Origin of the sequence: Brevibacterium antiquum CNRZ 918 (assembly GCF_900169145.1) — a bacterium.
Classification (GTDB): domain Bacteria; phylum Actinomycetota; class Actinomycetes; order Actinomycetales; family Brevibacteriaceae; genus Brevibacterium; species Brevibacterium koreense.
The window spans coordinates 449,503-461,738 of the sequence record NZ_FXZD01000001.1 but is presented as its reverse complement, the minus strand read 5'-3'; the positions used below and the strand labels follow the sequence as shown (position 1 = coordinate 461,738).

The 12,236-nt window shown below is 62.0% G+C and carries 12 protein-coding genes and 1 other RNA gene; 7 read left to right on the top strand and 6 right to left on the bottom strand.

The features are described from left to right. Nucleotides 1-34: 34 nt before the first annotated feature. Nucleotides 35-1,090, top strand: a complete 1,056-nt coding sequence (bioB, locus tag BANT918_RS02055) for a biotin synthase BioB (protein ID WP_101618730.1) — start codon at nt 35-37, stop codon at nt 1,088-1,090. Between the two features lie 37 nt (nt 1,091-1,127). Here bioB and BANT918_RS02050 read toward each other — a convergent pair whose 3' ends face one another. Then, a complete protein-coding gene (locus BANT918_RS02050; protein ID WP_101618729.1) occupies nt 1,128-2,669 on the bottom strand; it encodes a fatty acyl-CoA synthetase in 1,542 nt (513 codons plus the stop codon). Between the two features lie 153 nt (nt 2,670-2,822). Between BANT918_RS02050 and BANT918_RS02045 the strand changes: the two genes are divergently transcribed. Next, nucleotides 2,823-3,656 (top strand): Nif3-like dinuclear metal center hexameric protein, encoded by an 834-nt coding sequence (locus tag BANT918_RS02045; RefSeq protein WP_101618728.1) that lies wholly within the window; start codon nt 2,823-2,825, stop codon nt 3,654-3,656. A 45-nt stretch (nt 3,657-3,701) separates the two neighbouring features. Next, nucleotides 3,702-4,430, top strand: coding sequence for a zinc ribbon domain-containing protein (locus tag BANT918_RS02040; RefSeq protein WP_101618727.1), 729 nt, complete (start codon nt 3,702-3,704; stop codon nt 4,428-4,430). A 28-nt stretch (nt 4,431-4,458) separates the two neighbouring features. Here BANT918_RS02040 and BANT918_RS02035 read toward each other — a convergent pair whose 3' ends face one another. Continuing rightward, entirely contained in the window at nt 4,459-5,235 is a 777-nt protein-coding gene (locus BANT918_RS02035) for a YaaA family protein (protein WP_233429221.1), read from the bottom strand. Between the two features lie 120 nt (nt 5,236-5,355). Between BANT918_RS02035 and rnpB the strand changes: the two genes are divergently transcribed. Continuing rightward, nucleotides 5,356-5,723, top strand: an RNA gene (rnpB, locus tag BANT918_RS02030) — RNase P RNA component class A. A gap of 46 nt (nt 5,724-5,769) precedes the next feature. Here rnpB and BANT918_RS02025 read toward each other — a convergent pair. The 3 genes from BANT918_RS02025 to map are packed head-to-tail and all read right to left on the bottom strand — an operon-like array spanning nt 5,770 to nt 8,189. Next, entirely contained in the window at nt 5,770-6,435 is a 666-nt protein-coding gene (locus BANT918_RS02025; protein ID WP_009885205.1) for a hypothetical protein, read from the bottom strand. A 1-nt stretch (nt 6,436) separates the two neighbouring features. Further along, complete coding sequence (gene ppgK / locus BANT918_RS02020; protein ID WP_009885206.1) at nt 6,437-7,270, bottom strand: polyphosphate--glucose phosphotransferase; 834 nt, start codon at nt 7,268-7,270, stop codon at nt 6,437-6,439. A gap of 10 nt (nt 7,271-7,280) precedes the next feature. Then, nucleotides 7,281-8,189, bottom strand: a complete 909-nt coding sequence (map, locus tag BANT918_RS02015) for a type I methionyl aminopeptidase (protein ID WP_009885207.1) — start codon at nt 8,187-8,189, stop codon at nt 7,281-7,283. A 137-nt stretch (nt 8,190-8,326) separates the two neighbouring features. Here map and BANT918_RS02010 point away from each other — a divergent pair, with 137 nt between their 5' ends. After that, nucleotides 8,327-9,052 carry a FadR/GntR family transcriptional regulator gene (locus BANT918_RS02010; RefSeq protein ID WP_009885208.1) on the top strand — a complete coding sequence of 242 codons (726 nt, stop codon included), beginning with the start codon at nt 8,327-8,329 and terminating at the stop codon, nt 9,050-9,052. 168 nt (nt 9,053-9,220) lie between these two features. Here the strand turns inward: BANT918_RS02010 and ald are convergent, their stop codons facing one another. Beyond that, on the bottom strand, nt 9,221-10,339 hold the full coding sequence (gene ald / locus BANT918_RS02005) for an alanine dehydrogenase (RefSeq protein ID WP_009885209.1): 1,119 nt from the start codon (nt 10,337-10,339) through the stop codon (nt 9,221-9,223). A gap of 328 nt (nt 10,340-10,667) precedes the next feature. On the opposite strand from ald, the gene BANT918_RS02000 reads away from it, so the two are divergent. Continuing rightward, nucleotides 10,668-10,871 carry a hypothetical protein gene (locus BANT918_RS02000; RefSeq protein WP_009885210.1) on the top strand — a complete coding sequence of 68 codons (204 nt, stop codon included), beginning with the start codon at nt 10,668-10,670 and terminating at the stop codon, nt 10,869-10,871. 3 nt (nt 10,872-10,874) lie between these two features. Beyond that, nucleotides 10,875-12,233 carry a type I glutamate--ammonia ligase gene (gene glnA, locus BANT918_RS01995; protein ID WP_009885211.1) on the top strand — a complete coding sequence of 453 codons (1,359 nt, stop codon included), beginning with the start codon at nt 10,875-10,877 and terminating at the stop codon, nt 12,231-12,233. Nucleotides 12,234-12,236 lie beyond the last annotated feature (3 nt).

Below are 12,236 nucleotides of genomic sequence, written 5' to 3'. Positions count from 1 at the left end.
CACGTTCATCTGCCACAAAGAGGAGAAGCCGCCAATGCCCAGCTGGTTCGACAACCTCGCCGACTCCATACTTGATGGTGGCGTGATCACCGAAGAACAGGCGGTTGCCATGCTGGCAACGTCCGACCGAGACCTCCTCGCACTCATAGCCGCAGGATCGGCACTCAGGCGCAGGCACTTCGGTATGACCGTCAAGCTCAACTACTTGGTCAACCTCAAATCAGGGCTGTGCCCGGAGAGCTGCAGCTATTGCTCACAAGCCCTCGGGTCGGCGGCGCCGATCCTGAAATACTCGTGGCTGAAAACCGAAGAGGCGGTGCAACAGGCAGATATCGGGATCCGCGGGGGAGCTTCTCGGGTCTGCCTGGTCGCCAGTGGACGAGGCCCGGGAACCCGAGATGTCGACCGAGTCAAGGACATCGTCACACGGCTCAAAGACGACAATGACGAAGTCGAGGTCTGTGCATGCCTGGGGATCCTCAAGGATGGGCAGGCAGAGACTCTCCAGGAGGCCGGTGTCGATGCCTATAATCACAACATCAACACCGCAGAGTCATTTCACGACACCATCGTGAAATCACACACCTACACGGATCGGACGAACACGGTCGCCAAGGCGAAAGCGGCCGGGCTCTCTCCCTGCAGCGGGCTCATCGTCGGTCTGGGTGAGAGCGACGAGCAGGTCGTCGAAGCCCTGTTCGCGCTCCGTGAACTTGATTCCGAGTCCATCCCCATCAATTTCCTTGTCCCGTTCGATGGAACGCCCATGGAAGGGCAATGGAATCTCACTCCCGCTCAGTGCCTGCGGATTGTCATCACAGCACGCTTCGTCTGTCCTGACAGGGAGATCAGACTGGCCGGTGGGCGGGAGATCCACCTCCGATCGCTGCAGGCTCAGGCGCTGCACGTGGCGAACTCAATCTTCCTCGGCGACTACCTCACAGCAGAGGGACAGGCCGCCGAGGACGACATTGCTCTGATTCGAGACAACGGGTTCACCATCATCGGCCACGAGAATGATCCCGATTCCTCACGCACTCCCACGCTCAGGAAACGGGGCGCGGGAACAGCGCAGGGAGCCAACGCGTGAGGGCGACTCTGCGCTGGGTCCATACCTGGCCCGAGACTCAGGCCCCGCGCAGCTGACGTTTGAGGATCTTCCCTGCCGAGTTCTTGGGCAGCTCGGCCACGAAATCGACGTGCTTGGGAACCTTGAACCCGGCCAGACGATCCTTGACATGGGCGAGCACATCCGCCTCCGTTATCTCAAACTGGTCAGGCTTGACGACGACGAAGGCCGTGACCGCTTCGATCCATTTCTCATCGGCGATACCGACGACCGCCACCTCGGCGACCTGGGGGAGTTCGAAGATCGCGTCCTCGACCTGTCGACTGGCCACAAGCACGCCGCCGGTGTTGATGACGTCCTTGACGCGGTCGACGACCTCGATGAAACCGGATTCGTCCACTGTGACGAGGTCACCGGAATGGAACCAACCGTTGTCGAAGGCTTCGGCGGTTGCCTCGGGCCGATTCCAGTAGCCTTCGCACAGCTGCGGTGATCGGTAGAGGATCTCGCCCTGCGTCCCGGCGCCGACGTCCTTCCCGTCGGCGTCGACGACACGGGTCTCGACGAAGAAGACGGGCCGGCCGGCCGAGGCCGCATGCTCATCGTGCTCTTCGGGCCGCAGGACGGTGCACAAGGGGCCCATCTCGGACTGTCCGAAGCAGTTGTAGAACCCGAGCTTCGGCAGACGCTCCCGCAGTTTCGTGAGCACCGGCCCGGGCATGATCGAGGCCCCATAATAGGCCTTGCGCAGACTCTCAAGGTTGCGTGTATCGAGGTCAGGGCTGTTGGCGAGCGCGACCCACACTGTGGGTGCGGCGAAGAAGGAATTGATCTTGCGGTCTTCGAAGATCGCCAGCAGCTGCTCAGGGACGGGTGCGGGCACGATGATGTTGTGCCCCCCGATGGACAGCAGCGGAATCAGGAAGACGTGCATCTGCGCCGAATGGTACAGCGGGAGGGCATGGACAACTCGGTCCGTGGGCGCTAAATCGAGGCTCATCAGCGATGACATATATTCGTGGACGAGCGCACGGTGCGTCATGATCGCTCCCTTGGGCGCCGAGGTGGTGCCCGAGGTGTAGAGCAGCTGTGCGACGTCGGTGTCCGCGACGTCGAATTCCCCAGGAGCAGCCGGAATGGTGTCCGTGGCGGCGGCCGGTTTCAGGAGCGTGGAGAAGTCCCTGGTCTGGAGCCCGGCACCGGTTGGCGTTGCGCTGACTGCGTCGAGGAGATCTGTATCGGCGAAGACGACCTTCGCTCCGGAATTGTCCAGAATGTAGTTGAGCTCGTCGTTCTTGAGCTGAAAATTCACGGGCACATGGATGAGACCTGCGCGAGCACATCCGAGGTAGAGGAGGAGGTAGAGATCGGAGTTCTTCCCGTAGGCGGCGATTCGATCTCCCTTCTGCGCTCCGAGACCCACCAGTTCACGCGCCACAGCCGTCACCGCCGTATCCAGGCCGGAATAGGTCCAGGTGCGGTCTCCGAATTCAACCGCGGTGTCACAGCCGAAGCGACCTGCGCTGCGACGCACTAGATCGGCGACGGTTGAGGAGAAGTGCAGCTCGGGCGATGGCGTAGTCGATGCATTCGTAGTCATGGACCAAACCTATAACTCGACGATGCTCGAGTGAACCACGTCTCATAGAATTCACCTGGGTCCCAGACATTTCTGTGCTGAACCGTCGCCCCTGCCAGGGCCCACGGTCAACATCGCCTGACCGTGACTGCTCGGATGTAATACTGTGGTGGCATGAGATACCCGAAGGTCAGCGAATGTGTGGACGTCTTCGAAACACTGTGGCCGACAGCCCTGGCAGAGAGTTGGGATTCGGTCGGTCTTGCCGTGGGGGACCCCGATGCACAGGTGCGTTCGATCCTGCTCGCGCTCGACCCCCTGGACGCGGTCATCGCCGAAGCGGTGGTGCTGGGCTCGGATCTCGTGTTCAACCACCATCCGCTCCTGCTCAAATCCGTGAAGTCGGTCAACGCCTCAACCCTGAAAGGCGGAGCCGTTCACACCCTGATCAGCAACGGCATCGCCCTATTCAATGCCCACACGAATGCGGACTCCGCACGTGGGGGAGTCTCGGATGCACTCATCTCCCTGCTCGGCATCGACGACGCAGTGCCCCTGGCACCCCATGCAGAGGGATCGACCACCGGAATCGGCCGCGTGGGAGACCTCCCCACGCCGACACCCGTCCGCGATATCGCCCGCACCCTTTCGGATCGTTTGCCGCGGACAACGACCGGTGTGCGCATCGCCGGCGACCCTGCCGCTGCCGTGACGCGAGTCGCCGTCTGCGGTGGAGCAGGAGACTCCCTGTTCGACGAGGTCCGGGCCAGCGGCGCAGAGGTGTACATCACCGCTGATCTTCGCCACCATCCAGCCACCGAGGCCCGGGACACCGCCAACAGACAGGGAGGACGGCCACAGCTCATCGATGTCTCTCACTGGGCTTCAGAGTCCGTCTGGCTCACCATGGCCGCCGAACAGCTGGAGACCGAATTCGCCCAGCGTGGATTCAGCATCGCCCTACAGCATTCGGCTGTCAACACCGATCCCTGGGTCGAGCGTTACTGACTCCCTGCACACGACCCCTGAAGCTTCGATGACAAGGAACCCACAATGCTGATCACCGCCGAACAACGCACAGAACTCGAGTCACTCATCGAACTCGCCTCCCACGGACGCGCGCTGCGGCACGAACACGATAATCCCAGTCAGGCCTCGGCGCTGAAGGATCTCGTGTCTCAGCACCGGGAGCTGGAGACCAGGAAGACCGACGCCGCCGAGGTGGTGGAGAAGTTACGTACCGAGGTCGCTCAGCATGCCGCGGCCATCGAGATACAGAATGGTCAGATCAAGAAGAAGACGGTCGAACTCAACGACGGCACCGGCCTGACCAGTCGAGACCTCGTGAATCTGCAGGGCGAAATCTCGGGTCATGAGGAACGAGTCGCTGAACTGGAGGAGACTGAGCTCGGTTCGATGGAGGAACTCGAATCCGCTGAGGCCGCCCTTTCCGACGTCGAGTCATCCCTCGCCGAGGTGACCGCCGCGGGCCGGACCACGCAAGCGGCCATCAAGGACCGCAAAGCGGAGTTGGCTGCGGAGCTCGAGGCCAACAGTGCCTCGGCTCAGAAGCTGAAGGCTGACCTGCCCGAAGCATTAGTTCAACGGTTTGATCAGAATATCGCCGCGGGCGGACCCGGGGCCGCGGTGTTGAACGGTCCGAACTGTCAGGCCTGTGGCCAGGAGATCAGCGGCATGGCGTGGAAGAGTATGCTGCTCGAGGACCCGAACCAGACCTATGAATGTCAAGAGTGCGAGGCGGTTCTGCTGCGCAAAGGCTGAGGGCACACACGCTGAAAGCGACCGTGCCTCAGTCGCGCAGGACGATGGTCAGCGCTGCAGGTGTGCTCTTCGAATGCGGGGTGAACTCGACCTCATAGGACTCTTCTGCCCGCGAGAGCAGATCCGCAATGGTCGTGGGCAGCTCACGGTCGTCTGCGAGCAGTCGACCGACGAGTTCGCCGCGATAGTACTTCGCCCAATGGGAGACCACGCTGCGTTTGGCACCGTTGACCTTCACAGCACCCAGGGTGACGACCTGTTCGTGAGGGCCGGGCCATGCGGCCCGGTACTCGCTGGAGCGGCAGTCGAGGATCACCTCGGCGGGGTCGATCGTGAACGATTTGGTCAAGACGGGTTTCCACCAGGACGACAGCTTTCCCAGGGTGCCCAAGTTCGTATTCATCGCCAGCCGATAGGCGGGGATCGGGTCGAGCCCGTTCACCTGCCCGAAGAGCGCCGAGAACACGTGCACATTCCGCAGACGCTGTGCCAGGGAATCGTCGGCCACGGCATCGGCAACGAGATCCGGCGCGCCCATCGCTTCGTAGAGGACACCGGAGTAAGTCAGCAGGGCCGGGGCACAGGGCAAGGTGTCGAGACTGACGTTGCGTTCAACGTCGGCTGAGAGGGAGGCTCCCACACCCAGCTGATCCAGTGCATCGGTGCGCTTGGAGACCTTCTGCAGAACAGTCAGGACCTTCTTTCGCTGTGGGTTGAGATCCGGGGCCGAGAGGTCCGGGAGATCAAGTGGGGAGCCCGACCTCGCGGGAGTCTTACCCTCTGAGGGCGGCAATAGGATCTTCACCTGACTATCGTAGGTGCCAACAGCGGGACCTCGATTCGCTGTCCACGTTAGTTTCATCACGCCTGGCTCGAGCCTGCTGTGAAGGGTCCCGGCAATGAGGGTAGACTTCTGTACTCGAGGACAGGTCACCAGACGGTCGCGGCTCTCTCACGAGGGCTGAGGAACGTCCGGGCTCCACAGAGCAGGGATGGTGGGTAACACCCACCCGGGGCAACCCGCGGGCCAGTGCAGCAGAAAGCAGACCGCCCAGTTCCGACTGGGTAAGGGTGAAACGGTGGTGTAAGAGACCACCAGGGCGCCGGGTGACCGGCGCCGCTGGGTAAACCCCATCCGGAGCAAGATCAGACAGACGACGTTCGAGGCTGCTCGCCGAGTCGTCGGGTGGATTGCTTGAGGCCGGTGGCAACATCGGTCCCAGATAGATGACCGTCCGTCGAGAAGGGTAACCGACTCGATGACAGAACCCGGCGTATCGGTGGCCTGTCCTCACACAAACATCGTCAGCGCATCAGCTCCGTCAGGGCATCAGCTCCGTCAGTCCATCATCCACGGTGCCGCGCCCCACCGATCTTCCCTGTATCTCCGGTTTCCGAAGAGCAGCAGCAGTGCGCACATGAGATAGACACCGGCGCTCAAGAGCACTCCCACGACGAGAATCGCGATATCGGCGGCGAAATCGATGCTTTCGGCCGGCTCGATGGGGGCATTGCCGTCGGCGCCGATGAGCACGCTGATCGTATCGCCCGTGTCGAACTCTTCGAACCCGTCCTTACCGCGATAGATCATCGGCTCCTCGATCGGTGATCCGTCGGTGTGCTGCAGGGTGTATTCGTGTGTGTAGACCTTCCGACCTCCTGGGTCGGTCGAGTCGTGAACCGTCTTGACCTCGGACGTATGGTCGACGACGACCACTTCAGTGAGTTCGCCGACGCGGCTGATGCCGAGGTCCTCGGCCAGCATGATCGATCCGAGTCCTGCCAGCGCGAATGCCGGCACCGCGAACCAGAGCACCCAACGCCGATCGAGGATCCGGCCGATGCCGACCAGGGCAACGAGGACTGAGCAGCACCCGATGATGATGCCGGCCAGCAGAAGGTTCGGCCAGAGGACGATGATCGCAGCGCCCACAGCCAGCAGAATCACCGTCGCGGCCATGACGATGAGCAGGCTGAGCTGACCGCGAAGACTGTGTGAGTCCATGCTACGAGCGGCTCTTCTTGACCTTCGCCTTGCCGTTGTTGATTGCGAGGATCGCGGCCCCGACGATGCCAGCGTTGTTGAACAGCTTGGCCGGCTTCATCTCGGCACGCGTCTTGATGTGATGGAGGAAGTCCGCATGCGACTTCGAGACTCCGCCGCCCACGAGGATGACGTCCGGGGACACGAGGAGCTCGATCTGCTGATAGTACTGCTGCAGCCGAGCCGCCCACTCCTCATAGCTGAGGTTCTCACGGACCTTGACGGACTCAGCGGCCTGAGTCTCCGCATCACGGCCGTTCATCTCGATGTGGCCCAACTCGGTGTAGGGCACCAGCCGTCCCTGCGTGAACAGTGCGGTGCCGATCCCGGTCCCCAGCGTCGTCATCAGGACGGTATTCTTGCGATGCTTGCGTCCTGCGCCGAACACCATCTCGGCGAGGCCGGCGGCATCGGCGTCATTCATGATGAAGAAGCGACGACCTGTGTGTTCGGAGAGGATCTTGACGATGCTCGAACCGATCCACGACTGGTCGAGGTTCGCCGCGAAGTGCACCTCATCATCGAGGATGACGCCGGGGAAGCCGCACCCGATCGGCAGTGCGTCGAGCACTGCACGGTCGTCGACGATCTCAAGCTCGAGCGCCTTATCAGCCAGGTGTTCGAGGAGCTGCCCGATGGCCTCTGCCACAGCGGTCGGGGTGCTCGGCTTCGGGGTGAGCACTCGCACCCGCTTGAAGGCGAGGCTCCCCGTGGCCGTGTCGACGAGTGCGGCCTTGATTCCCGTGCCGCCGACGTCGACTCCGATGGCGAAGCGTCCCTGCGTATCGTCAGTCATGTCTGTCCTGTCAGTCTTCTCGGGCAATCGGTCCCTCGGCGATGGCGGTGTCCGCATCGGGGAGGGTGAGGATCTCGGCACCGGTCTCGGTGACGACAAGAGTGTGCTCGAACTGGGCGGAGCGCTTCCTGTCCTTTGTGACCACAGTCCAGGCGTCGTCCCAGACGTCCCAATCGACGGTTCCGAGGTTGAGCATCGGTTCGATGGTGAAGATCATTCCCGGTTCCATCACCTCGGCGTGGGCAGGTGCGGCGTCGTAGTGGGGGACGATGAGGCCGGAGTGGAACTCGCGGCCGACACCGTGCCCGCTGTAGTCGCGGACGACTCCGTACTCGAAGCGCTTCGCGTACTTCTCGATGACTCGTCCGATCACGTTGATCTCGCGGCCGGGTTTGACGGCTTTGATGCCGCGCATGGTGGCTTCCCACGTCCGTTCGACGAGGAGTCGGGACTCCTCGTCAACGTCTCCGGCGTAGAAGGTGTAGTTCGTGTCTCCGTGCATGCCGTCGATGTAGGCGGTGATGTCGACGTTGACGATGTCGCCGTCGGCGATGACCGTGGAATCGGGAATCCCGTGGCAGATGACCTCGTTGAGTGAGGTGCACACGGACTTCGGGAATCCCCGATAGCCCAGCGTCGACGGATAGGCCCCGTGGTCGCACATGTACTCATGGGCAACACGGTCGATGGCGTCGGTTGTGATCCCGGGTTCGATGATCTCGCCGACAGCAGCCAGAGCATTTGCTGCGATCCTGCCCGCAACGCGGACCTTTTCGATCTCCTCGGCTGAGTAGAAGTTGTTTCCCCGACCTTCGTCGGCATCGGCGCGTCCGACATATTCGGGTCGCGTGATGCTGCGGGGGGCTGGCAGTTCGGCAGAGATGGTGCCGGGCGTGAGCAGGCGAGGCGTATCAGTCATGGTGCCTTCGATTCTAGAGCGGTTGAACCCAGATATTCCACAATTGCGGTGCCTGTCGGTGCGGGCCTGCCGTGGGAGAGGATAATAGAGTGAAAGGAACGGCCAGCGAAGGCCACAATGTTGAGCAAAGGGGAGTGATGAGCGAACGGGCAGATGTGACCGGTCCCGAATTCTCCGGACTCAGCGACGTGGTGAGCCTGACGAGTGCACCGCAGCAGATCGCAGACCACATCCTCTCCGGCATCGCCGTCGGTGCATTGCCCGAAGGCACGCTGCTGCCCGGGGAGAGAGCTCTGGCCGCCGATCTTCAGGTTTCACGCTCAAGTGTGCGTGCGGCGCTGCTGCGTTTGGAGCGCCTCGGTGTCGTCGAACGGCGGCGCGGACGCGGCGGCGGCACCTTCGTCTCCAACGCGGAACCGACTGCGCTGGCTCCCATGGCCGATCGCATCGGTGAGTTCCATGCCGAACGCAGAAATCTCCTCGATGCCCGCGCGGTCTTCCAGAACAGTCTGGCTGCGACTGCTGCACTGCGGCGAACCGATGAGGAGCTCACCGAGCTTCGGCAGTTGGCGCAGAGATACTCCGAACGCGCCGAGGCGGGGGTGGCCAGAACAGCTGACGCGCAGTTCCATTTCGCCATCGCTCGGGCCGGGCATAACCCGGAGCTCGTTCGCATGGCCATCGACATCGACACCAGGATCAACGCCGGGTTCCGTCACGATCCCTTCTCCCATGAACTCTTCGATCATGCCGTTGCCGATCACGCTGCCATCGTCGAGGCGATCGCTGGTCAGGACGCGCAGGCGGCGGGGAGGCTGTGTGAGGAGCACTTCCGGTCGACGACGATGCCACCGCGCAGCTGAGACCAATCCAGCTCCGGTGCGGCTGACGCTTCCCGCATCCCCTGTGATCTCAGAGGTACCCCCTCACATCGAGGAGCGCCCCTTAACAACGCCGAAGGCCGACACCACAACGATGGTGTCGGCCTTCCGCGTGTGCGTTTCAGGTGATATTCACCGGAACGTGTGCGCTCAGTTCGCCAGGGCGTGTTCGACGGAGACTGCCTCGAGTCCGAAGGCCTCGGCGACGTTGTCATTGGTCACGTGTCCGTTGTGGATGTTGAGTCCACGGGCCAGTGCCGAATCCTTCGACAGGGCCGCGTGCCACCCCTGGTTGGCGATCTTGACCGCGAACGGCAGGGTCGCGTTCGTCAATGCCGCTGTGGCTGTGTTCGGTACCGCTCCGGGCATGTTCGCCACGCAGTAGTAGATCGAGTTGTGGACCTCGAACGTCGGATCGTCATGCGTCGTCGGTCGCGAGTTCTCGAAGCAGCCGCCCTGATCGATGGCGATATCGACGAGCACGGAACCTGGCTTCATGCCGGCTACCATCTCGTCGGTGACGAGCTTCGGCGCCTTCTTGCCCGGGATGAGGACCGAGCCGATGACCAGGTCTGCAGAGGCCAGGGACTTCGTGATCTCGTACTTGTTCGACACCTTGGTGGCGATGGCACCGGCAAAGGTCTCATCGATCTGGCGCAGTCGGGGGATGTTGATATCGATGACCTCGACTGCGGCGCCCAGGCCCAATGCCATTCGCGCGGCATTCGTGCCGGCGACGCCGGCACCGATGACGACGACGTTGGCCCGTTCTACTCCGGGGACTCCGGAGAGCAGGATCCCGCGCCCGCCCGAGGCCTTGAGCAGACTGTGGGCTCCGACCTGGGTGGAGAGTCGACCGGCGATCTCACTCATCGGAGCCAGCAGGGGAAGGCCTCCGGCGTCGGGCTGGACCGTCTCGTAGGCGATGGCTGTGGTGCCTGCGTTCATGAGCGCCTGAGTCAGCGCTTCATCTGCAGCCAGGTGCAGGTAGGTGAAGAGAATCAGATCCTTGCGCAGGAATCCGTATTCTTCGGCGATGGGCTCTTTGACCTTGAGGACCATGTCTCCGGCGGCCCAGGTGGTCTTCGCGTCGGGAGCGATGGTGGCGCCGGCTTCGGTGTACTCATCATCGGTGATGAATGATCCTTCGCCGGCACCGGCCTGAACTGTGACGTCGTGTCCGTGGGCAACGAGCTCGTGGACGCCGGCAGCGGTGATGGCGACGCGGAACTCGTTGTTCTTGACCTCTGTGGGCACTGAAATGCGCATAGCTTTCCTTCTCTCATGTTGCCCCATGGGCAGTTCCAGCCAGTTCGAACTGTGGCTGAGGATACATCTCACTGTATTCCTTAGAAGGTCTGGAGGGCAAACCTTTATATCCAGTATTCGTGACGAATTTTGCGGAATCGGTGGAAAATTGGTCGCCTTGATACGAAATGTTGAACTTTTGTCGCTGACCGACGCAATTAAGACGAACTTTTTGGAGGCACCGACCATCGGGCGACTGGCAGGGACGACCAAGTCATGGCGGCAACGGGCAGAACCGGTAAGCTGAAATCTGTCAGGGATTCACCACACCCGCGATGGAGGGCTCGACATGGGACTGTTCAAGGATATCGACGACGCTGATTCGAAGTACTACTTCAATCTCAAGACCAACAAGGTCGAACGCGGCCTGGTCAGCGATGCGGACCATCGCATGGGCCCCTATGAGACAGAGGAAGTGGCCCAAGCCGCCCTCGAGCGTGCTCAGGCTCGCAATGAGGAGTGGGAAGAAGACGACAAGAAGTGGAACGGCTGAGGAATGTCGCGTCAGGAAGAATTCGTTCTTCGCACCGTCGAGGATCGTGAAGTCCGCTTCATCCGGCTCTGGTTCACCGACGTCCTCGGGGGCCTGAAGTCCGTCGCAGTCGTTCCCGCAGAACTCGAGGGGGCGTTCTCCGAGGGGATCGGGTTCGACGGTTCCGCTGTCGAAGGACTCTCACGTGTCTATGAGGCCGATATGGTGCTCAAGCCGGACCCTTCGACCTTCTCGCTGCTGCCTTGGCGCGGAGAGAAGGAACCCACGGGGAGGATGTTCTGCGACATCCATGTGCCCGGGGGCGAGCCGGCGCAGGCCGATCCGCGCAATGTCCTCAAACGGACGCTGGCGAAGGCTGCCGAGAAGGGCTTCTCCTTCTATGTTCACCCGGAGATCGAGTTCTACCTCTTCCAGACGTCCAACCTCGATCCCGTCAGCGGCATCCTCGAGGGCACGACTCCCATCCCCGTCGACACCGCAGGGTACTTCGACCACGTCAACGGCGGGACAGCCAACGATTTCCGACGCTCGGCAGTCACCATGCTCGAAGCCATGGGGCTGTCCGTGGAGTTCTCACACCACGAGGCCGGACCAGGTCAGAACGAGATCGACCTGCGCTACGCAGACGCCCTGACCATGGCCGACAACATCATGACCTTCCGATCGGTGATCAAGGAGGTGGCGATCTCCCAGGGCGTGTACGCCTCGTTCATGCCCAAACCCCTCAATGATCATCCAGGCAGCGGAATGCACACACACGTCTCACTCTTCGAAGGTGAGAACAACGCCTTCTTCGAGCCCGGGGCCATGTACCAGCTGTCGAAGACCGGCAGGCAGTTCATCGCCGGAGTCCTCACCCACGCCGCGGAGATCACCGCGGTGACGAACCAGCATGTGAACTCCTACAAGCGACTGTGGACCGGTCATGAGGCCCCGTCCTATATCTCGTGGGGACATCGGAACCGGTCCGCGCTGGTCCGGGTGCCGCAGTACAACTCGGGCAAGTCCTCTTCGGCTCGCATCGAGTACCGGGCCCTTGACTCCTCGGCAAACCCGTATCTGTCCTATGCGCTCCTGCTCGCCGCGGGGCTCAAGGGCATCGAGGAGGACTACGAACTGCCAGAGGAGGCAGAGGACAACGTCTGGCAGCTCTCGGACACGGAACGCCGGGCCATGGGAATTCAGGCCCTGCCGACCAGTCTGTCGCACGCCTTGGAGATCATGGAGCAGTCCGATCTCGTTGCAGAGACCCTGGGCGAGGAGGTCTTCGATTTCTTCCTGCGCAACAAACGACAGGAATGGAATGACTACCGCGCTCAGGTGACGCCGTTCGAGCTCAGCAAACACTTCACCTCGATGTAGACC